This window comes from Flavobacterium okayamense (genome assembly GCF_019702945.1).
GTDB lineage: Bacteria > Bacteroidota > Bacteroidia > Flavobacteriales > Flavobacteriaceae > Flavobacterium > Flavobacterium okayamense.
Map to the genome: position 1 here is coordinate 1243021 of NZ_AP024749.1, position 22338 is coordinate 1265358.

At 30.8% G+C, this 22338-nt stretch carries 23 protein-coding genes; 10 read left to right on the forward strand and 13 right to left on the reverse strand.

Annotation, left to right across the window (positions count from 1 at the left end; translation table 11 throughout):
- Window positions 1-141: 141 nt before the first annotated feature.
- The 7 genes from pdhA to KK2020170_RS05705 all read left to right on the forward strand — a co-directional run bounded on the left by pdhA (window position 142) and on the right by KK2020170_RS05705 (window position 7999).
- Window positions 142-1140: a pyruvate dehydrogenase (acetyl-transferring) E1 component subunit alpha gene (gene pdhA / locus KK2020170_RS05675; RefSeq protein ID WP_221259848.1), complete on the forward strand. Its 999-nt coding sequence runs from the start codon at window positions 142-144 to the stop codon at window positions 1138-1140.
- A 5-nt stretch (window positions 1141-1145) separates the two neighbouring features.
- Window positions 1146-2768, forward strand: a complete 1623-nt coding sequence (locus KK2020170_RS05680) for a pyruvate dehydrogenase complex dihydrolipoamide acetyltransferase (RefSeq protein ID WP_221259849.1) — start codon at window positions 1146-1148, stop codon at window positions 2766-2768.
- Window positions 2769-2840: 72 nt separating this feature from the next.
- Entirely contained in the window at window positions 2841-3821 is a 981-nt protein-coding gene (locus KK2020170_RS05685; protein WP_221259850.1) for a M20/M25/M40 family metallo-hydrolase, read from the forward strand.
- The gene (locus KK2020170_RS05690; protein WP_221259851.1) at window positions 3811-4497 is read left to right on the forward strand and encodes an SDR family NAD(P)-dependent oxidoreductase; all 687 of its coding nucleotides are present in this window, start codon (window positions 3811-3813) and stop codon (window positions 4495-4497) included. Before KK2020170_RS05685 ends, KK2020170_RS05690 begins: the two co-directional genes overlap by 11 nt.
- A gap of 2 nt (window positions 4498-4499) precedes the next feature.
- Window positions 4500-5102, forward strand: a complete 603-nt coding sequence (locus KK2020170_RS05695; RefSeq protein ID WP_221259852.1) for a SprT-like domain-containing protein — start codon at window positions 4500-4502, stop codon at window positions 5100-5102.
- 457 nt (window positions 5103-5559) lie between these two features.
- Window positions 5560-6615, forward strand: a complete 1056-nt coding sequence (locus tag KK2020170_RS05700) for a mannose-1-phosphate guanylyltransferase (RefSeq protein WP_221259853.1) — start codon at window positions 5560-5562, stop codon at window positions 6613-6615.
- 1 nt (window position 6616) lies between these two features.
- The gene (locus KK2020170_RS05705; protein WP_221259854.1) at window positions 6617-7999 is read left to right on the forward strand and encodes a DUF389 domain-containing protein; all 1383 of its coding nucleotides are present in this window, start codon (window positions 6617-6619) and stop codon (window positions 7997-7999) included.
- Between the two features lie 28 nt (window positions 8000-8027).
- On the opposite strand, the gene KK2020170_RS05710 is transcribed toward KK2020170_RS05705, so the two are convergent.
- The 3 genes from KK2020170_RS05710 to KK2020170_RS05720 form a co-directional block, all read right to left on the reverse strand.
- A complete protein-coding gene (locus KK2020170_RS05710; RefSeq protein WP_221259855.1) occupies window positions 8028-8795 on the reverse strand; it encodes an ABC transporter ATP-binding protein in 768 nt (255 codons plus the stop codon).
- The gene (locus KK2020170_RS05715; RefSeq protein ID WP_221259856.1) at window positions 8795-9541 is read right to left on the reverse strand and encodes an MlaE family ABC transporter permease; all 747 of its coding nucleotides are present in this window, start codon (window positions 9539-9541) and stop codon (window positions 8795-8797) included. Before KK2020170_RS05715 ends, KK2020170_RS05710 begins: the two co-directional genes overlap by 1 nt.
- Window positions 9542-9638: 97 nt before the next feature.
- Complete coding sequence (locus KK2020170_RS05720) at window positions 9639-10493, reverse strand: glycosyltransferase family 2 protein (RefSeq protein ID WP_221259857.1); 855 nt, start codon at window positions 10491-10493, stop codon at window positions 9639-9641.
- An 86-nt stretch (window positions 10494-10579) separates the two neighbouring features.
- Here KK2020170_RS05720 and KK2020170_RS05725 point away from each other — a divergent pair, with 86 nt between their 5' ends.
- Entirely contained in the window at window positions 10580-11452 is an 873-nt protein-coding gene (locus tag KK2020170_RS05725; RefSeq protein ID WP_221259858.1) for a glycosyltransferase family 2 protein, read from the forward strand.
- Window positions 11452-12915: a lipopolysaccharide biosynthesis protein gene (locus KK2020170_RS05730; protein WP_221259859.1), complete on the forward strand. Its 1464-nt coding sequence runs from the start codon at window positions 11452-11454 to the stop codon at window positions 12913-12915. The genes KK2020170_RS05725 and KK2020170_RS05730 overlap by 1 nt, the downstream gene beginning before the upstream one ends.
- Here KK2020170_RS05730 and KK2020170_RS05735 read toward each other — a convergent pair.
- The 3 genes from KK2020170_RS05735 to gcvP all read right to left on the reverse strand — a co-directional run bounded on the left by KK2020170_RS05735 (window position 12912) and on the right by gcvP (window position 17401).
- Window positions 12912-13970: a 3-oxoacyl-ACP synthase III family protein gene (locus KK2020170_RS05735; RefSeq protein ID WP_221259860.1), complete on the reverse strand. Its 1059-nt coding sequence runs from the start codon at window positions 13968-13970 to the stop codon at window positions 12912-12914. The two genes, KK2020170_RS05730 and KK2020170_RS05735, sit on opposite strands and share 4 nt — an antisense overlap.
- 132 nt (window positions 13971-14102) lie before the next feature.
- Window positions 14103-14477, reverse strand: a complete 375-nt coding sequence (locus KK2020170_RS05740) for a group III truncated hemoglobin (protein WP_221259861.1) — start codon at window positions 14475-14477, stop codon at window positions 14103-14105.
- Window positions 14478-14557: 80 nt separating this feature from the next.
- Window positions 14558-17401, reverse strand: coding sequence for an aminomethyl-transferring glycine dehydrogenase (gcvP, locus tag KK2020170_RS05745; protein WP_221259862.1), 2844 nt, complete (start codon window positions 17399-17401; stop codon window positions 14558-14560).
- 149 nt (window positions 17402-17550) lie between these two features.
- On the opposite strand from gcvP, the gene KK2020170_RS05750 reads away from it, so the two are divergent.
- Entirely contained in the window at window positions 17551-18360 is an 810-nt protein-coding gene (locus KK2020170_RS05750; protein ID WP_221259863.1) for a UbiA prenyltransferase family protein, read from the forward strand.
- On the opposite strand, the gene KK2020170_RS05755 is transcribed toward KK2020170_RS05750, so the two are convergent.
- From KK2020170_RS05755 to KK2020170_RS05785, 7 genes are all read right to left on the reverse strand, one after another.
- On the reverse strand, window positions 18343-18798 hold the full coding sequence (locus KK2020170_RS05755) for an SRPBCC family protein (protein ID WP_221259864.1): 456 nt from the start codon (window positions 18796-18798) through the stop codon (window positions 18343-18345). The two genes, KK2020170_RS05750 and KK2020170_RS05755, sit on opposite strands and share 18 nt — an antisense overlap.
- 46 nt (window positions 18799-18844) lie before the next feature.
- Complete coding sequence (locus KK2020170_RS05760) at window positions 18845-19228, reverse strand: hypothetical protein (RefSeq protein WP_221259865.1); 384 nt, start codon at window positions 19226-19228, stop codon at window positions 18845-18847.
- Window positions 19229-19239: 11 nt separating this feature from the next.
- Window positions 19240-19584: a hypothetical protein gene (locus KK2020170_RS05765; protein ID WP_221259866.1), complete on the reverse strand. Its 345-nt coding sequence runs from the start codon at window positions 19582-19584 to the stop codon at window positions 19240-19242.
- Window positions 19581-20495: a TIGR01777 family oxidoreductase gene (locus KK2020170_RS05770; protein ID WP_221259867.1), complete on the reverse strand. Its 915-nt coding sequence runs from the start codon at window positions 20493-20495 to the stop codon at window positions 19581-19583. Before KK2020170_RS05770 ends, KK2020170_RS05765 begins: the two co-directional genes overlap by 4 nt.
- Window positions 20482-20832 (reverse strand): hypothetical protein, encoded by a 351-nt coding sequence (locus KK2020170_RS05775; protein ID WP_221259868.1) that lies wholly within the window; start codon window positions 20830-20832, stop codon window positions 20482-20484. The genes KK2020170_RS05770 and KK2020170_RS05775 overlap by 14 nt, the downstream gene beginning before the upstream one ends.
- Before the next feature lie 59 nt (window positions 20833-20891).
- Window positions 20892-21395, reverse strand: coding sequence for a GbsR/MarR family transcriptional regulator (locus tag KK2020170_RS05780; protein WP_221259869.1), 504 nt, complete (start codon window positions 21393-21395; stop codon window positions 20892-20894).
- A gap of 181 nt (window positions 21396-21576) precedes the next feature.
- Window positions 21577-22335, reverse strand: coding sequence for a hypothetical protein (locus KK2020170_RS05785; protein WP_221259870.1), 759 nt, complete (start codon window positions 22333-22335; stop codon window positions 21577-21579).
- Window positions 22336-22338: the final 3 nt, after the last annotated feature.

Sequence of the window (22338 nt, forward strand, 5' to 3'; positions counted from 1 at the left end):
CGTTAAAAAAAATATTAAATTAACACAAAAAATAGCAAATTTCATTCAAATTAATTTTTTCAATATAGCGTGAAATAGTATTTTTGCTAATTATAAATTTTCTGAAGTTTTTCAGCGGGATTTAATTTAACAAACTAGACAATGAAACCGATAACAAAAGAAGTTTACCTAAAGTGGTATGAAGAAATGCAGTTTTGGAGAAAATTCGAAGACAAATTAGCTGCATTATATATCCAACAAAAAGTAAGAGGATTTCTTCACTTATATAATGGTCAAGAAGCAGTGTTAGCTGGGGCTTTACACGCTATGGATTTATCGAAAGATAAAATGATTACTGCTTACCGTAATCACGTTCAGCCAATAGGTATGGGAGTAGATCCTCGTCGTGTTATGGCAGAGTTGTTAGGTAAAGCAACAGGTACTTCTCAAGGTTTAGGAGGGTCAATGCATATTTTCTCTAAAGAACATGGTTTCTATGGTGGTCATGGTATTGTTGGAGGTCAAATTCCTTTAGGTGCTGGTTTAGCTTTTGCTGATAAGTATTTTGAAACTGGAGGTGTTACACTAACATATTTTGGTGATGGTGCTGCACGTCAAGGTTCATTACATGAAACTTTCAATATGGCAATGAACTGGAAATTACCAGTTGTATTTATTGTTGAAAATAACGGTTATGCAATGGGAACTTCTGTTGAAAGAACTGCAAACCATACGGATATTTGGAAACTTGGTTTAGGATACGAAATGCCTTGTGGACCGGTAGATGGAATGAATCCAATCAAAGTTGCTGAAGCTATGCATGAAGCTATAGAAAGAGCTCGTCGTGGTGACGGACCTACTTTCTTAGAAATGAAAACATACCGTTATAGAGGTCACTCAATGTCGGATGCACAGCATTATAGAACAAAAGAAGAGGTAGAAGAGTACAAAAAAATCGACCCTATTACGCAAGTTTTAGATATTATTAAAGAAAATAACTACGCTACAGAAACTGAAATTGAAGCTATCGATCAGAGAGTTTCTGATTTAGTTGCGGAATGTGAGCAATTTGCTGAAGATTCTCCATATCCAGAATTAAATGTAATGTATGACGTAGTTTACGAACAAGAAGATTATCCATTTTTACCTCATAAATTATAAGTAATATGGCAACAGTTATTACAATGCCTCGCCTAAGCGATACTATGACGGAAGGAACCGTAGCAACATGGTTGAAGAAAGTAGGCGACAAAGTAAAAGAAGGAGATATTTTAGCTGAAATTGAAACGGATAAGGCAACCATGGAGTTCGAGTCGTTTAACTCAGGAACTTTATTGCACATTGGTATTCAAGAGGGAGAAACTGCTCCAGTTGATTCATTGTTAGCTATAATTGGTAATGAAGGAGAAGATATTTCTGAATTGTTAAAAGGAGGAACAACTCCTGCTGAAACTAAAGAAGAAAAAGCAGAAGTTAAAGAAGATAAGCCAGCTGCAAGTTCAGATTTTAAAATGCCTGAAGGTGTAAAAGTAGTTACAATGCCACGTTTAAGTGATACTATGACTACTGGAACTGTTGCAACTTGGTTAAAGAAAGTTGGAGATACAGTTAAAGAAGGTGATATTTTGGCTGAAATCGAAACAGATAAGGCTACAATGGAATTCGAATCGTTCAATGCAGGTACATTATTGTATATCGGTGTTGAAGAAGGGGGCTCTGCTCCTGTGGATACTATTTTAGCAGTTTTAGGACCTGCAGGAACGGATGTTTCTGGTGTGGTTGAAAACTTTAAAGTAGGTGGTTCAGCTGAAGAATCTATAAGAGAAGAAGTAAAATCAGAAACTCCATCTGCTGTCATGACGAGCGGAGCCGAGACATCTCAAAACACAAATACTGGCGGAAGAATTTTTGCTTCACCTTTGGCAAAGAAAATCGCTGAAGAAAAAGGAATTAATCTTGCTCAAGTTAAAGGAACGGGTGAAAACGGAAGAATTGTAAAAAGTGATGTAGAGAACTTTACACCTTCTTCTGTTGCAAGTCCTGCGCAAGCAGTTGCAGAAGCATCTCAAACAGTTGCTGCAGTGAAACCATTTGTTCCAGCTGGAGAAGTTTACCAAGAGGAAATTAAGAATTCACAAATGCGTAAAACGATTGCACGTCGTTTAGCAGAATCTAAATTCACAGCACCGCATTACTATTTAACTATTGAGTTAGATATGGATAATGCAATTGCTTCTCGTGGAATGATTAATTCTTTACCAGATACTAAAGTCTCTTTCAACGATATGGTGATTAAAGCCTCAGCAATGGCGTTGAAAAAACACCCACAAGTTAATTCGCAATGGAGAGAAGATGCTATGGTGTTAAATCATCATGTGAATATTGGAGTTGCAGTTGCAGTTGAAGATGGTTTAATGGTTCCTGTGTTGAAATTTACTGACCAAATGAGTTTATCTCAAATCGGTGCTAATGTAAAAGATTTAGCTGGTAAAGCAAAGTCTAAAAAAATTACACCTGCTGAAATGGAAGGAAGCACATTTACAATTTCAAATTTAGGAATGTTCGGAATACAATCTTTCACGTCTATTATCAATCAACCAAATTCTGCAATTTTATCTGTTGGTGCAATTATTGAAAAACCAGTGGTTAAAAACGGACAAATCGTTGTGGGTAACACAATGACAGTTACTTTAGCTTGCGATCACAGAACGGTTGATGGAGCAACTGGAGCTCAATTCTTACAAACGTTTAAAGCGTTTATGGAAAATCCAGTAACAATGTTAGCATAAAAAAAGTTAATATTTATATATAGAATCCCAACAATTGTTGGGATTTTTTTATTTTTACAAAAACACATTCAGATGAAATTTATTCAATTAATTGCTATAGCTTTAGTATTAGTATCGTGTAAAACAGCTCAAGTTTCTAATGAAAATGTAGCTCAAGGAACGTCAACGGTAAAACCGATTTCATTCTCAACTACAGAGAGTGTCGCTAAAACACTATCTTTTTTAGCTTCTGACGATTTAGAAGGAAGAGATTCAGGTAGTGAAGGAATTGAAAAAGCGGCTGTTTTTCTTGAAAATTTAATGAAACAAAACGATTTAAAACCCTATTTTAAAACCTTTCGCGATACTTTGTCCAATTTTGATAAACCAGCGTATAATATTGTAGGTTATTTAGAAGGAAATGATCCAAAATTGAAAAATGAATTTGTCATTATTGGTGCTCATTATGATCATATTGGTAGAATTAAAGCGGTTAATGGAGATGATATTGGAAACGGAGCTAATGATAATGCTTCGGGTTCTACAGCAGTAACGGAATTGGTGAAATACTTCGGAAAAAATAAATCAAATAAAAGGAGTTTGTTATTTGTGTTTTTCTCTGCTGAAGAAAAAGGACTTTTGGGGTCAAAACATTTAGCGAAAAAATTGCATGATGAAAAAATGGATTTGTATTTCATGTTCAATTTTGAAATGATTGGTGTTCCAATGAAAAGAGATGATATGTTGATGTATATTACAGGTTTTGGAAAAAGTAATATGGCAGATAGAATCAATGAAATTTCTGGAGAAAAATTAGTTGGGTATATTCCAATGCAAACGCAGTATCAATTATTCAGAGCTTCTGATAATTATCCTTTTTACACTGAATTTAATGTGCCAGCACAAACAGTATCGACTTTTGATTTTGAAAATTTTGATTTCTATCACCAACCCGATGATGAGTTTGAATTAATGAAACCAGAACATATGGCAAACGTGATTAATAAAATGATTCCGGTTTTAGAGCAAATGATGAATGCTTCCACTAAAGAAATTCAATTAAATGGAAAATAAGAAAATCATTATTACAGGAACTTCAAGAGGAATTGGTTTTGAACTAGCTTTATTGTTTGCTAATGCTGGACATCAAGTACTAGCTATATCAAGAAAAACAAAAAATGAATTGATCGAACATCAAAATATTACATGTTTAACTATTGATATATCCAATTCAAATGAAATAAAGCAGGTTGAGAAGTTTATCAACGAATCATGGCAAAACAAAGTAGATATTGTGATTCATAATGCGGGCTTATTAGTAAACCGTCCTTTTGAACATCTAACTACAGAAGATTTTGAAAAAGTATATAAAGTAAATGTTTTTGCTGTAGCCGAATTAACCCAAATTTGTATTCCGTTTATGCAAAAAGGAAGTCATGTGGTAACAATTAGTTCGATGGGAGGTATTCAAGGTAGCATGAAATTTCCGGGTTTAGCGGCGTATTCATCAAGTAAAGGAGCTGTAATTACATTGTCAGAACTATTAGCGGAAGAATATAAAGAAAAAGGAATTGCTTTTAATGTTTTGGCTTTAGGAGCGGTTAATACCGAAATGTTGCAAGAAGCTTTTCCAGGTTATGAAGCTCCACTTTCACCCAAAGAAATGGCAGACTATATTTTCGATTTCAGCTTAAATGGGAATAAATATTACAACGGGAAAGTTTTACAAGTAAGTTCTTCAACTCCATAAAATTGAGCGACGTTTTACAAAAATATCTACCTGAACACGCAGTTCAACCTTGTTTTGAATTAATCAAAGCGAATCACGTACATCTTAAAATTGTGAATGAACGTGTAACCCGTCATGGCGATTATCGTAAAGATGCACAAGGCTATCATTTGATTACGGTTAATGCAAGTTTAAATAAATACCGATTTTTGATTACGTTAATACACGAGATTGCACATTTAGTGGCTTTTGAAAAGTTTGGACGACATATAAAACCGCATGGTAATGAATGGAAATATACATTCCAACAATTGATGGTTCCATTTATCCGACCAGAAATTTTTCCTAACCAATTATTACCACTTTTAGCGCGACATTTTAGAAATCCAAAAGCGAGTAGTGATACAGATGCCACTTTGTCTATTGCGCTAAAAGAATACGACGTAAAAGAAACCGATAAAAATTATATCTTTGAAATACCGATTGGCGCTAAGTTTCGTATTCACAACGGAAGAGTTTTTAAAAAAATAGCACTTCGAGTAAAACGTTATGAGTGTGTCGAATTACAATCAGGCAGAATTTATTTATTTCAACCCAATGCTGAAGTAGAATTATTACCAAGTTAATTATGTTTACTAAAAATCTAAAGCAAAATTATATACATCTTTTTTTTATTTTTTCGATAGTAATATTATTGATCGGACTTCAATATAAAGGAGATGATACAACTTTAGATATAAATGTTCATGATACATATTATGTAATAGCTCATTTTCATGTTGATGTTGTAATTTCAATTTTTAGTTTCATTATCTGGCTTGTCTATTTTTTATTGTCATTATCAAAATTTAAACTAAATAAAAGACTAATAACTTTTCAGTTTTTTATTTATGCATTGTCGATTATAGGGATAAAATTTCCTATGATTTTTATTTTTGACAAGAACAATTTCAAACCAAGTTTATTTCAGAATTCTGACTTTTTGATTTTTATTTTCTTTGCGTTATTCCTAATTTCAATTATACTTTTTGTTATTATAGTTGCAAAGAGTATCTTTAATAAGTTAAAAAAACAACATTTTTGATGAACAAAAAATATTACGCAATTATAATGGCTGGCGGAGTTGGTTCTCGCTTTTGGCCTGTAAGTACAACCGACTTTCCTAAGCAATTTCACGATATGTTGGGAACAGGCGATACTTTAATACAGAAAACATTTACAAGGCTTTCTCAAATTATACCAAAAGAGAATATTTTGATTTTAACCAATGAAGTTTACAATGATATTGTTCTAAAGCAATTACCTATGGTAAAACAAGAGCAAATCATTTTAGAGCCAGCAATGCGAAATACCGCACCTTGTATTTTATATGCTTCATTAAAAATAAAAAAACAAAACCCAGATGCGGTTATGGTTGTTGCACCTTCTGATCATTGGATTGAAGATGAAGTACAATTTTGTGCCAATTTGCAACATGCCTTTGATTTTTGTGAACGAGAAGATAATTTAATGACATTAGGTATTTTACCAACATTTCCAAACACTGGTTACGGATATATTGAATTCGACAAATTAGATTCGAGGCCCGTAAAAAAAGTCAAACAGTTTAGGGAAAAGCCTGATTATGCTACAGCTCGAAAATTTATTCAAAGTCGAAACTTTTTATGGAATGCTGGAATTTTTGTTTGGAGTGTAAAATCGGTTTTGAATGCTTTTCAAGAATTTCAACCTGTTATGTTTGATCATTTTATGAAGGGTTATGACGATTATAATACGTCAAAAGAATCTGATTTTATAAAAGAAAATTACCCATTAGCAGAAAATATTTCGGTTGACTATGCTATTTTAGAAAAAGCGCAAAATGTTTTTGTCTTGCCAGCCACTTTCGATTGGAATGATTTGGGAACTTGGGGGTCATTACATGAAAAACTTGATAAAGATGAAAACAATAATGCTGTTGTAAATGCAAGAGTACTTTTGGAAAATGCCTCAAACAACATTATTCGTGCAGAAGGTAAAAAATTAGTTGTAATAGATGGATTGGATGATTATATCATTGTAGATAAAGACGATACATTGTTGATATATCCAAAAAGTAAAGAACAAGAAATCAAGACAATTGTTTCTAAATTGAAATAATATGGAAAATGAAAACAAAAGTGCTTTTTCGGAAGCAGTTGCTAATTTTAAAATTTTTCTAAAGGAAACTTTTGATATATATCATGATACAGACCGACATGCCACTATAGAAGATATTAAAGCAGGTGTTGATATGCGTGGGCAAAATGCGTGGGTATTAGTGTTTTCTATTTTAATTGCTTCCACAGGTCTTAACACAAGTTCAACGGCAGTTGTTATTGGAGCCATGTTAATATCACCTTTAATGGGGCCTATTTTAGGGATGGGATTGTCATTAGGAATTTATGATACTGATTTACTTCGTAAATCCATCAAAAACTTTGGAGTGATGGTCGTGTTGAGTTTGGCGACATCTTTCATATTCTTTAGTGTTCCCTTATTTCAAAATGAAACTCCAGAGATTATTGCTCGAACTTCTCCAAGTGTTTTAGATATTATAATAGCGCTTTCGGGTGGATTAGCTTTAATAGTTGCTTTAAGTAGAAGGAATCGTTCTACTAATACGATTGCAGGGGTTGCAATTGCCACAGCTTTAATGCCTCCATTGTGTACCGCAGGTTATGGATTAGCAACGGGGAAATGGACATTTTTTGGTGGCGCCATGTTTTTGTTTACAATTAATACAATTTTTATTGCAACAGCTACATATATTGTGGTTAAATTCTTGCGTTTTCCATTAAAAGAATATGCAGATGCAAATAGAAAGAAAAGGATTTCACAAATTTTAAGTTTTATCGCTTTAGCAATTTTTATTCCTAGTGTTTATTTCTTTTATAAGTTATATAAAAAATCTGATTTCGAACAAAAGGTTACTTCAGTTCTTCTCGACTTAAAAGAAGATAAGGGAATTGGAGTATTTGATGTAAATCCAGATTTTGAGGAAAAAACGATTTCTTTTGCTGTAATTGGTACAAATTTAGATGCAAAGGAAATAAAAACTATTCAAGATAAAATTGCAAAATTGGGTTATGAAAACGTGAAAGTACAAGTTTTACAAGATTTACAGAGCAAACAAACACTTTCAAGATTATCTGAAATTGAAAATTCTTACTTAACAACGCAACAATTGTTAATGAAAAAAGAAGAGCAAATTTTAGAGAAAGACAAAGAAATATTCAGTTTGAAAAATCAAATTAATCACGGTACTAATGTTTCTTTTGTAGACGTTTCAGATGAAATAAAAAGTCTTAATGACAAAGTAGAAGAAGTTTCTTTCTATAATGTATTAAGGACTAATTTTAAAACCATAGATACGATTCCACATTTTGTAATTCAATTTAAAAAAGAAGTTGATAATGCTGAAGTAAAATCTCAGATTGAAAAATATAAGAAGTGGCTTCAAGCCAAACTTAAAAATGAAAAAGTAATTGTTGAATCTAAATAAAAAAAGCACCTAAAGAGGTGCTTTTTTATTATTTATCGTCATCTAAGTACATTTTTCTAACTCGTTTGAATAATTCTGATGAGTAAACAAAATCGGTTACAGCTTCATTATTGGTTTTGAAAATTTCTTTGTTAGAACCTTCCCATTCCAGTAAACCATTTTTAAGGAATACAATCTTCTCGCCAATTTCCATCACCGAGTTCATATCGTGGGTATTAATTACGGTTGTAATGTTGTATTCTTTTGTGATTTCTTGAATTAAATTATCTATTACAATAGCTGTTTTAGGATCTAATCCAGAGTTGGGTTCGTCACAAAATAAATATTTTGGATTGTTTACAATGGCTCTTGCAATGGCAACACGCTTTTGCATTCCACCTGAAATTTCAGAAGGTTTTTTATGGTGGGCTTCCACAAGATTAACGCGTTCAATTACAAAGTCAACTCGTTCTTTTATTTCTTTCGGCGTTTTTTTAGAAAACATTTTCAAAGGGAAGCCAATATTCTCTTCAACCGTCATGCTGTCAAACAAAGCACTTCCTTGAAAAACCATTCCAATTTCGGTACGTAAGTCTTGTTTTTCATCTTTCAACATCTTGGAATAAATTCTTCCATCAAAAGAAATAGTACCGCTTTCTGGAGTATGAATACCTAATAAAGATTTTAAAAAAACAGTTTTACCAGAACCACTTTGACCGATAACTAAACTTGTTTCTCCAGCTTCAAACCTTGTGCTTATACCTTTTAATACTTTTTGTGTTCCAAAAGATTTTTCGATGTCTTTAACTTCAATCATTAGCTTAATAACATTTGGGTTAACACATAATTCATTAAAATAATCACTACTGATGTCCAAACAAAAGAAACAGTACTCGCTTTACCTACTTCAAGTGCACCACCTTTCATGTAAAAGCCATGAAATGAAGGAATTGTTGCTAGAATTAAAGCAAATACGATTGTTTTAATAAAGGCATAAGCAATATGAAACGGAATAAAATCTTCTTGTATTCCTGTAATGAATTCATTACTAGAGGCAAATCCTCCGTAAACAGCAGCTAAATAACCGCCAACAACACCTAGAAACATACTCAATCCAATTACGAATGGAAAAAGTAACAAGGCAATAATTTTAGGAAATACCAAATAGTTTAATGCATTTACACCCATTACTTCTAAGGCATCAATTTGTTCAGTTACACGCATAGTTCCAATACTCGACGTAATAAAAGAACCCATTTTTCCTGCCATAATGATGGAAATGAATGTTGGGGCGAACTCTAAAATTACCGATTGTCGCGTTGCAAAACCAATTAAGTATTTTGGAATTAACGGATTGGTTAAATTTAATGCTGTTTGAATGGCTACAACACCACCTACGAAAAAGGAAATAAAAGATACAATTCCCAATGAATCGATTATTAAATCATCTATTTCTTTAAAAATTAGTTGTCGCATCACACTCCATTTTACAGGTCGGTTAAAAACCTCTTTGAGCATGATAAAATATTTTCCGGTTTGCGATAAAATTCTCGTTACAAACATTTCTTGTGTAAATATTGGCTAAAATACTAAATTAATGTGTCAATTTGAAAATGTGTCAATTTGAAAATGGAAAAGTTTCTAAATGAGAACTAAAAAATTAAAATCTGAAGATTTTTTCTTTCATTTTTTTCCAGCGATAATTTCTAATAAACTTGGCTTGTACTTCGTTTACTAAAAGTGTTTTTTTATTGGATTTTGCTTTCCAATAACCCTTAATGTAATCAATAAATAAAAGTGGTTTTCCTTTGCGTAAAGCTAATTTTAAAGAAGCTATTGCAGTAATCCAAAATCCGTAACCTAAAGTATAAAAGGCTTCTCCCTGCTTATAACGGGAAGCTTTATTGTAATTGGCACCAGTTGGTTTTAAATGTTTTACATGAAGGTTTTCATCAGTTTTAATTTTCCAATTGTAAAATTTACACAATAATTCATCAACAGTATCCCAACCCATAGCGGTTCGTAAACCGCCAATTTGTTCAAAACATTCTTTTCGATAAGCTTTCAATGCGCCACGAATATGATCTTTATCGGTTAAGTTTTCTAAAACCCAATTTCCGTTTTTCTCGATGTAGCAAAATCCGCCAGCCATTCCAATTTTTTCATCTGTTTGAAAATGTTTGATAATTGTTTCGAAGTAGTTTTTTGGAAATATTAAATCGGCATCAGCTTTTACTATAAAATCATAGTTTTCATCTAGAGCTTCTAACCCTTTGTTAAAGGCTAAAATAACTTTACTTCCTGGTAAATGCTTAGCTACAGATGAATTATTGACTAATGAAATAAAGTTGTGTTTTTCAATGAATGATTTTACAATTACTTCAGTTTCATCGGTAGAATTATCATTCACCACCACAATTTTTGCAGGTAAAACAGTTTGGTTAACCAAAGATTCTAATGTTAAACTTATAAATTGAGCTTCGTTGTGTGCTGGTATTACGATGTAATATCTCATAGACGTTGATAATTCGCTAACAAAAATAAGCAAAACCCGAGTTAGATGATAAATATCCTTATTTTTGTTTGATAATTTTATTTTTCGTGCAACAAAAAGTAGTCGTAATTATTGTTACTTACAACGGAAGTAAATGGTTGAATAAATGTTTACAATCGTTGCAACAATCGGTTTTGCCAGTTTCGGTAATTGCGATTGATAATGCTTCTACGGATAATTCGGTTGCAATTTTAAAGCAGTTTTCGTTTGTTGAGGTTATACAGTCGGAAACCAATTTAGGTTTTGGGAAAGCGAATAATATTGTAATTTATAAGGCTTTAGAGCAAAATTTTGATTATTATTTTTTATTGAATCAAGATACTTGGATTGAACCTGATACCATTCAAAAATTAGTAGAAACTGCTGAACAAAATCATAAATTTGGAATTGTTAGTCCGATGCATTTTTCTGCTCATGAAACAAGTTTAGATACTAATTTTGAGATGTATTGGAAAAGGAAAACAAATTCAATTACTCATCAAGTTGATGAGGTTCCTTTCGTAAATGCAGCGGCTTGGTTATTATCTAAAGAGGTAATTAAAAAAGTTGGCTATTTTGAGCCTATGTTCAATCATTATGGTGAAGATAGAAATTATGCCGATAGAGTTCATTATCATGGTTATTCTATTGTAATTGTAAAGGAATCAAAAATTTATCACGACAGAACAATTACCAGAAATTTTCAAAAGGATGTTAAGCAATCGAAATACAAAATGCTTGCAGAAGTTTTAAATGTGAATCATAATTATATTGTTGGTTTATTAAAAGCTTTTCGAAATGTAATTGGTTTACCTAAATATTTTTCGAAGTTTTATTCAGCTTCAAAAGTTTTTTCCATGTTTTGGCAATTGTTAGGTTATTATATACTTTTAAAGCTTCATTTTATGACCATTTTAAAAGCAAGGCGAAGCTATAAATAATGCAAGACACACAATCACATAAACAAGCTTTTTGGTTTACCCTAATTAATTATTTAGGGATAGTAATTGGTGTTTTGTCAACAGTTTTTATTTATCCAAATGATAAAGATTTTTTAGGAAAAGTTGGTTTTGTAGATAGTATTGCCCAAATGTTATTTCCAATTCTTGTTTTTGGAGGAGCACAAGCGCTGATTCATTTTTATCCAAACCTTTCAGAAGAGAATAAAAGAAAACTTTTCAAATATGGAATTGTCACAATTTTAAGTGTTGCAATTGGAGTTTTAATCTTGTTGTTTATTGGTCAGTTTACTTCTAATTGGGACAAATACAATTATTTGTTTTTTGCTTTTCCTTTAGCTTTAATGTTAGCTTTTATTGAATTGTTTAAACGACAATCCGCTAACATTCAAAAAATTTCGGTGCCTACTTTTTACGAAAAGATAATTCCAAAAATAGCTTTGCCTATAGTTTTTATTTTAGTCTTAGCTCATGTTTTTTCGGAAAAGATTGGTATTGTTGTTTTTATCGTTTTTTACTTTTTACTACTGATTTTAATTGCACAATATTTATTCCGATATTTTTCCATTAATGGAAATTGGTCTTTTCAAGATTTATTTTCGCAAATTTCAAAAAAAGAATATTACAACTATTGTTTTTATTCTTTCTTGGGAAGTTTTGGTTCTTTTTTAGCGTTTAGAATCGACGGGTTTATGATTCCATTATTTTTGGAGTTTGATGATAATGGAGCGTATCGAATTGCTGTGAATTTAGCTTCGGCTTTGGCAATTCCAGCAACGGGATTGTTTACTATTTATGCGCCTCAAGTTTCTTTTTGGATAAAAAATCAAGAATTTGAAGTTTTAAAAATGAAATATATTGAAACTTCAAAGTTATTATTTTTTGTTGGAGCTTTAGTTTTTGGATGTATCATTGTAGGAATAGAACCTTTTTTCAGTTTGTTACCAACAGCTGATAAATTAGTCGCTTCTGTTCCAGTTATTTATATTTTAGGAGCCAATGTTTTATTTAATATGGCAACCGGTTTTAATTCTGAAATTATTTCCTATTCGCAATATTACCGATTTAATATAGTCGCTGTTTTACTCCTTGTGGTTTTAAATATTTTCTTGAATTATTATTTTTTAACTCAAACTGATTTTGGAATATCAGGTGTAGCCATTGCATCATTAGTTTCAATGGTTCTTTTTAATCTATCTAAATTGGTTTTTATTTATCAAAAGTTTAAAATCATACCTTTTGATAAGAGTTATTTAAAATTAATAGTGGTTATGTTTTTGATTACTTGTTTAAGTTATTTTTTGCCCAAAAGTCAAAATTCAGTATTTGACTTATTATCAAAATTAGTTGTGTTAACAGTGCTTTCGATGTTTTTTGTGTATAAATTAAAACTCTTGTCTGTGTTCAATTTTTGGGTAGATAAACTTTTGAAGAAAATCAATTAAACTACATAAACAAAGGCATTAATGTTCATTCCAGCTCCAACAGAAGCAAATATTAGAACATCGCCTTTTGAAATAGATTGGTTTTCAATTTCACCTTTTAAAATTAGATCATATAGAGTAGGAACTGTTGCCACACTTGAGTTTCCAAGTTTATGAATACTCATTGGCATAATGTCTTTTGGTACTTCTTTATTGTAAATTTTATAAAGACGATTAATTATAGCTTCATCCATTTTTTCATTGGCTTGATGAATCAATATTTTTTTAACATCATCTATACTATAACCACTTTTGTCGAGGCAAGAAGCAATAGCATTTGGAACATTATTTAAGGCAAACTCATAGATTTTTCGACCATACATTTTTATGTAACGAATGTTTTCATCTTCTTCTTTGTTAAAAGAGTTTCCAAAAAACAAGTATTTAGCTTCTTCATAAGAATATGTTGCCGATTCGGTTGCAATAATTCCTCCGTTCTCGTCTTTTACTTCAACGATTGCTGCTCCAGCACCATCGGAATAAATCATGCTATCTCTGTCGTGTTTATCTACAACTCTTGATAAGGTTTCAGAGCCAATAACTAAACATCGCTTTGCCATTCCAGCTTTAATAAAAGCTTTTGCTTGAATAACTCCTTCAATCCAACCCGGACAACCAAAAAGAACATCATAAGCAACACATTTAGGATTTTTTATTTGAAGTAAATATTTTACGCGAGTAGCTAAACTTGGAACAGTATCCGATTGAATAGTATTTGATTTAATGTCACCGTAATTATGAGCGAAAATAATATAATCTAAAGTTTCAGGGTCTAAATTAGCGTCTTCAATTGCTTTTTTGGCTGCTATAAAACCTAAGTCAGAATTGACTAAATTATCAGAAGCATATCTTCTTTCTTGAATTCCAGTAATCTCAACAAATTTTTCTGCAATAATTTCGTTTGAAGACTTAAAGTTTGAACCGTCTTCATTTAAAAATTTATGATTTAAAAAATCTAAATTGGTAACTATTTCTGTTGGAACATAACTTCCTGTTCCAGTTATTTTTATATTCATTTTCACTAGGTTTCACTACGAAGTTAGCAAATTAAGATGATAGGAAATGTTTGAAAATGAATTATTTTAATAAAAATGCTAATTATTCAGTCAAAAGGTTAAATATTATTAAATATGTGTTTTTAAGCATTTTTATTGCGAAAACTTAATTTGCATTATTGTAGCCATACTTTGTGTCATTGTTTTCATTTGTTCAGCATTTTCGCCTTTAAAATTTTCGTCAATAGTTGTATGTAGATGTTGCAACCAAGTTTGGTAATGTTCTTGATTAAATGGAGATTTTTGATGAACATCTAAATGTTTTTGAAACATATTGTTTTTGTAACCACCCTTTAAAAATAAAGCCTGTTCCCAAAAAGTTGCTAAAGTTTCAAAATGTTCTTCCAAATGATTTGAAACATCAGTTGTTTTTGTAAAGAAATGATTTATTGAATTATCAGTTAAAAGTTTGTCGTAAAACTTTCGCATGATTAAGATGATATTTTCTCTAGTTTGAATGTCTTCCATGTTTTTAAATTAAAAAGGCTTCAAAATTAATTGAAGCCTTTACATTATTGCTAATCACTAAGGACTAATTACTTGTAAAATTACATATATGCCTCAATAGGAGCACAAGAACAAACCAAGTTTCTGTCGCCATAAGCATCGTCAACTCTGCGTACTGAAGGCCAGAATTTATTTTCAGCAATATATTCTAATGGATAAGCGGCAGTTTCTCTTGTATAAGGGAAATCCCAAGTATTAGAAGTCAACATAGCTAATGTATGAGGAGCATTTTTTAATACATTGTTAGCGTCTTCTTTAGTGCAACTTTCAATTTCTTTTCTAATAGAAATCATTGCATCACAAAAACGATCTAATTCAGCTAAATCTTCAGATTCTGTTGGTTCAACCATTAATGTTCCAGCAACAGGGAAAGATACTGTTGGAGCATGGAAACCGTAATCCATTAATCGTTTTGCAATATCACCAACTTCAATTCCTTTTTCTTTAAATGCACGACAATCTAAAATCATTTCGTGAGCCGCTCTTCCCATTTCTCCAGAGTATAAAACTGGATAATGTTCTTGTAAACGAGCTTTCATGTAGTTAGCATTTAAAATAGCAAATTCAGTTGCACTTCTTAACCCTTCAGCTCCCATCATAGTAATGTATCCGTAAGAAATTAAACATACTAATGCTGATCCATAAGGTGCAGATGAAATAGCGGTGATTGCTTGTTCTCCACCAACTTTTAAGATTGGGTTTGTAGGTAAGAATGGAACTAATTTTTCATTCACACAAATTGGTCCAACTCCAGGTCCACCACCACCGTGAGGAATTGCAAATGTTTTATGTAAATTTAAGTGACAAACATCGGCACCAATTGTAGCAGGATTTGTTAATCCTACTTGAGCGTTCATGTTTGCCCCATCCATATAAACTAATCCGCCATTATCGTGGATTAATTGTGTGATTTCAATAATGGTTGATTCGTAAACTCCGTGCGTTGAAGGATAAGTTACCATCAAACAAGATAAATCATCTTTGTGCTCGATAGCTCTGGCTCTTAAATCTTCTACATCAATATTTCCTTCAGGAGTTGTTTTAGTAACTATAATTTTCATTCCAGCCATTGCAGCAGATGCAGGATTTGTTCCGTGTGCTGATGATGGAATCAAACATACATTTCTATGACCTTCTCCACGAGACATATGATAGGCACGAATCGCCATTAAACCAGCATACTCTCCTTGAGCGCCAGAGTTTGGTTGTAACGTTGTACCAGCAAATCCTGTGATTACGTTTAATTGTTGCTCTAATTTTTTAAGCATTGTGATATAACCTTCCGCTTGATCAATTGGAGCAAATGGATGAATACTGTTCCAATATGGCATTGATAATGGCAACATTTCAGAAGCAGCATTTAATTTCATGGTACAAGAACCTAAAGAAATCATAGAATGATTTAATGATAAATCTTTACGCTCTAATTTTTTAATATAACGCATCAACTGACTTTCAGAATGATGGTTGTTAAATACATCGTGCGTTAAGAAAGAAGAGGTTCTTTCTAAAGAAGCTGGTAATTGACTTGCAGTTGATAATTGAGTAACTGTGAAAGTATCTTTACCAGTAGCTTCAGCAAAAATCGTGATGATTTGATTAATATCGTTAATTGATGTTGTTTCGTTGAATGAGATCGAAATAGTTTCTGCATCTACATAGAAGAAATTAACTTCATTTCTTTCAGCAACAGCTTTAACTTTTTGAGCATCTGCTTTTACTAAAATAGTATCAAAAAATGCTGTGTTGGTTTGGTAAACACCTAATTTGTTTAAAGCATCTGCAGTTGTTACAGCCGAAGCATGTACTTTGTTTGCGATGTATTTCAATCCTTTAGGCCCGTGGTAAACTGCATACATGCCCGCCATTACTGCTAGTAATACTTGAGCCGTACAGATGTTTGAAGTTGCTTTTTCACGTTTGATATGTTGTTCACGAGTTCCTAAAGCCATACGTAATGCACGATTTCCATTAGCATCGATAGAAACACCAATGATACGACCTGGCATAGAACGTTTGTACTCTTCTTTAGTAGCGAAATATGCGGCGTGTGGCCCACCATAGCCCATTGGGATACCGAAACGTTGTGTGGTACCTACAACCACTGAAGCTCCCATTTCACCTGGAGAAGTTAAAGTAGCTAATGATAAAATATCAGCGGCAACAGCAACTTTGATTTCATTTTCAGTAGCTTTAGCTATAAAAGCACTGTAATCATTTACTTGTCCAAATTTACCAGGATATTGTAAGATTGCTCCGAAAAATTCGTTTGAAAAATCGAAAGTTTCGTGGTTTCCTACTACTAATTCAATTCCAATTGGAGTAGAACGAGTTTGTAAAACCGATAAAGTTTGCGGTAATATTTCTTCAGAAACGAAGAATTTATTTACATTGTTTTTCTTTTGATCTCTTGTTCTTACATCGAAAAGTAATGTCATTGCTTCTGCAGCAGCAGTTCCTTCGTCAAGTAAAGAAGCATTTGCAATTTCCATTCCTGATAATTCAGTAACTACCGTTTGGAAGTTTAAGATAGCTTCTAATCTACCTTGCGCAATTTCAGCTTGGTAAGGCGTGTAAGCAGTATACCAACCTGGATTTTCAAAAATATTTCTTTGAATAGGTGCAGGAACTATTGTTGGATGATATCCTAATCCGATATACGATTTAAAAACTTTATTTTTTCTTCCCAATTCTCTAATATGAGCGGCATACTCATATTCTGTCATTGCGGGATCTAATTTTAAATCTTCTTTTAAACGAATTCCATCAGGAAAAGTTTCATAAAGTAGTTGGTCCATGTTTGAAACACCAATTGTTTTAAACATGTTTTCTAGGTCAGTTTCTCTTGGCCCAATGTGTCTTAAAGCAAAAGCATCTGTTCTCATTTACAAATAAATAGGGTGTAAAATGTGTTGTTTTTTATGGTACGCAAATGTAATTATTAATCTTGTAATAATTTCCTTTTAAAGCTCTTATTTTTGTTATTTTTTGAACAAAATCGACTTGTTATTAACACATTCGTTATTTTTGTTGAATGAAATTGTTTTATAGGATTTTTGACTTTTACATCGAAAGTAGTTTACACGTTGCCTTGGCAGTTTATGCCTTAATACGAATAACCTTTTTGTCGTTAAACATTCTATATGATGAACCAGTAGCTTATTTTGGCTTTTATGGAACAATTATAGGTTATAATTTTATAAAATATGACGAATTAGCAAGAGTAAAGCGTGTAAAGCTTACTAAAAGATTTAAATCAATTATAGGTTTGAGTTTTGTGTGTTTTTGGATTTCGCTCTATTATTTTTGGCAGTTGGAACCCATTACTAAGTACATTGGAATTGGCGCTTTACTTTTAACGATTTTATATACAATTCCTTTTATTCCGAACAAATCCAATTTGCGAAATTGGAGTGGAATTAAAATATATTTGGTTGCATTGGTTTGGGTTGCAGTAACCGTTTGGCTTCCGGTAATAAATGCACATTATCCAATTGATTTATTAGTGATTTTAAAAAGTTTACAACGATTTATTTTAGTCTTTGTTTTGATGTTGATTTTTGAAATTGTGGATTTACAGTTTGATGGTTTGTATTTAAAAACGATTCCTCAACAACTAGGAGAGAAGAAGACTAAATTTTTAGCTTATGGCTTACTTATTGTTTTTATTTTATTAGATTTATTGAAACCTAATTTTACTCTAAAATCATTTTTAATAAATTCAGTTTTTACTATAATATTAGTTGTTTTTACTTTTTTTACATCTAAAAAAAGAAACAAATATTATACTTCTTTTTGGGGTGAAGCATTGCCAATTGTTTGGTTGTTATTGCTTAGCTTCTGAAATTGATTTAATGAATTTATTTCTTTGAATTATAAATTGAGTCAAGTGATTTTTAAGTAATAATTTATCAAATAACTTTCCAATAATTCCAAATGGAACTTCGTATACAAGTTCATTAATCATTAGAATAGAATTATTTTCTTTTTTGAATGTATGTTTGTGTTTGAATTTTTTGAATTTTCCATTTAATTGTTCGTCTACAAAATATGATGGATATTGCATTTCAGAAATGATACTTTGATGTTTAACATAAAAGCCAAAGTGTTTGCCTTTCCAAGTAACGGTTTCGCCTTTTTTAATTAAACCTGAAGTTTTTCCATCTATTGCTTTTTCATCAGTTTGGTAAGCGGATTTTGTATGTAAATCTATATTTCTACAATTGTTAAACACTGTTTCAATTGGAGCGTTAATGGTTGTATGGAGTTTTATGGTAGTCATTTGTATGTTTCCTGCCAGACTTAAATCTGACAGGAATTTTAATTGTTTAGTTTGTAATTATCTCTTTCTTTATTTGAGATTCACTAGCTTTTCTTTTTCCTCTAAAGAAAAGATATAGGTTTAAAAAAAGCATGATTCCAAGATATATTGAAAAACCACCTATTTTATAACTCAACTCTTCAATTAAAGATTGGTATGAATTATTATAAACATTCATTTCAAGTATTCTTAAAGCAAAACCAAGATTTAAAAGATAGAATCCAGTTTCAAAAAGTTTGTTAGTCGCTAATGCAATTTCCTCTCGGCCTTTAAATATATCAAGCATGTAAATTTTACTGTTTTTAAATAAAGTTTTTGACACATAAAAGGTTAAGAAAATTGCAATAGGAAGATAAATTGCGTAGCCGATTAAAATTTTTGATGTTTCCATGATATTTAGATTTATATTAATTTTTTAATGTATTTAGTTAAAAGAATGATGTTGATATAGTGCATTATAGCTATAGTAATAATGATAATTGCTGATTTGTAACTAACTATTTCTATGAGTTGAGAAAATGTCGCAATTTTTTGCCAAGAGATAATGGTAATGGCGCAATAACCAATATTAAGTAGATAGTATCCAAGCAATAGTATTTGGTTTGTTTTATGGCATAACTCCATATGATTTGGAATTAGTTCTGAAACATAAATGTTCCCGTTGTCATAAAATATTTTTCCAACTTTAATAATTATAAATGCTGTTATAGAAAAATAAATAATGTATGCAATTATGTTGAGGTTCATTTTAGTAAACTTTTAAATGTTTTCTCAATGGTTGAATATTCAAATTGAAATCCATTTTCTAATAATATTTCTGGAATTACATTTCTGCTTTTTAAAACTAATTCTGGTTCAGTTCCAATTATTTTGGCCCCAATTTTTAATAGAATAGTCGGAGTTGATAAACCGAAAGGACTTCTTATTGATTTGCGTAATTCAAACATAAAGTCTTTATTCCGAATTGGTTTTGGAGAGACAATATTTACTTTTCCTACGAGTTCTTTATCGATAACAAAATCAATGGCTCTTGCAAAATCAAGTTCATGAATCCAACTGATAAATTGGTTTCCATTTCCTTGTTTTCCGCCTAAACCAAACTCGGCTAACCTTTTTAAAGGAATAAATGCACCACCATTTTTCCCTAAAACAATTGAAGTTCTCAAAGCTGTTTTATTTGTTTTTGGAGTATTTATTTCAAAAAAAGTTTTTTCCCATTCTTTTGCGACATTCATGGAGAAATCATTTCCAATTTCTCCGTTTCTTTCAGTCATTTCTTTATCTTCTGAATGGCGATAAATAGTTGCAGTTGAAGAATTAATAAAATGTTTTGGAGGATTTTCACATTGTAAAATAGCTGCATTCAAAATTTTGGTACTATCAATTCTTGAAGCTAATATTTCAGCTTTATTCTTTTCAGTATATCTACAGTCAACCGATTTTCCTGCTAAATTTATTAACACATCTGCATTTTCTAATTCTTTTTCCCAACCAGTTAATGTTTTTGCATTCCATTGAACATATTTTATATTATTTTTAGATTCAGTTTTTCTTCTTGTTAATATAATTATTGTATCACATGAATTTTCAAAATAATTGATTAAAACGTTTCCCAGAAAACCTGTTCCAGCTACTATTATGATTTTATTTTTTTTCATAAGTTTTTGCGATTTTGTTTAGAGTAATTGTAAAGTAAGTAGCTATACTCATTGGAATTATAAGCATTACTGATATTTGTATGAAATCATTATTAGTTTTAAAAATTTGATTTAAAAAATAAATTGCTGTTAAGCTTATTGTTGCTGAAATCCAGTATTTTAGTAAGAAGTTTTTAAATTTTGCGTAAAATTTGTAAGTCAGTATTAATGCTAAAAGTACCTGATAGATTCCTAAAACAACCTGCAACATCATTGCAATAAAAATTGTAAAGAACATAATATAGAATGTCAATGTAATTCCATAAAGAAGAATATTAATATAATTTACTTGTTTCATAATTATTATAAATTTTAAACTTTCAGAAAAAAATGAAAGTTTGAATTAAAAAAATATATTTATTTCATTATTTTGATAACTAATTTCGTTAACCAGTTGTCTTTATATTCGGTTATCTTATCTAAAACATTATCGGCTTTTAAAACAAAATCGTATAATTTTTGTGTTTGATCTACGAAGTGTTTTTCTTCTTCGGTTGCTTTAGCTTCAATTGAAGAAACTTCTTTTAAAACTTTTAAAGCAGGTTTAATTTCTCTTTTGCTTCTTTCTCTTGAAATTTTTACTGCCAATTCATCCAAATCCTTTTCGGCAGTAAAAAACTCTCTTCTTTCGCCAGCTTTATATTCTTTGTAAACGATTCCCCAATCCATTAAAGCTCGTAAGTTCATTGAAGCATTTCCACGAGAAATTTGTAATTCTTCCATTATGTCTTCCATAGAAACAGGTTCGTTACTCACCATTAATAAAGCATGAATTTGTGCCATGGTTTTATTAATGCCCCATTGCGAACCTAATGCTCCCCAAGTTTGAACGAATTTATTTTTTGCTTCTTTGAATTCCATTAGTGGTTTTCTAATTTGATAGTACAAATGTATAACAAAGTTTTTAAACTTTCAAAAAAAAATGAAAGTTTGTGTAAAAATAAAAACCGAAGTTTAATTTGCTTCGGTTTTTAAATATATAAAAGATTGCTTCATTTTTTTCGCAATTACTTTGTTTTAATTAATTGAATGTCATTAAATCTTATTGTAATTTACTAAAAAAATCAAATTTTTCTTTTAAAATAATTTTTTGTTTTTCAACATCTTCTTGAAATAATTTCTTTTTGAAATGATTTTTCATGTGTTTTAAAGTATTTTGATAATCCTTTTTTTTCAAGGCATATATAAAACTAACTATGAAATCATTTGAAATACTTCTTTGGATATGATCATATTCGAATTCAGGATTTTCAATTTTAATTAATATGTTTTGTAAATTTTTATCAATTGTATTATTGGCAATAAACCAATTTTTAATAATTGGTAAATTGTAATTTAAAACTGATTGAATACTATTTCTGAGCTTCATTTCATTTACAGTACTTATTTTATATGGTTGGTTAGTGTAATTTTTTTCATACTCTTCTTGCCAACCATCTATTTTTTTATAATCTAATATAGAGATACTACTTTTGGATTTATGGTATCTTAATTCATTTTTATTATTGAAAGTCGGAATAAAATCATAACAATTTCCATAAGAAAAGGAACCTCCAAAATATCTAAACACTTCATATTTTATTACATTTCTAATTCCATCAGAATTGAAATCGCTATACCAGATATACTTTCCATCCCAATTATTTAAGCCAATTTCTGCAAATTTTGGAGTTATAAGTTCTTTAAAAATTTCTAACCTTTTTTCTAAAAGAACTTCATCCAAAGTATTAATGTCATCATAAATTTCATTTAATGTTTTTCTTCTATAGAAAAACTCTTTGATTTTATTTATAATTTTCATTTT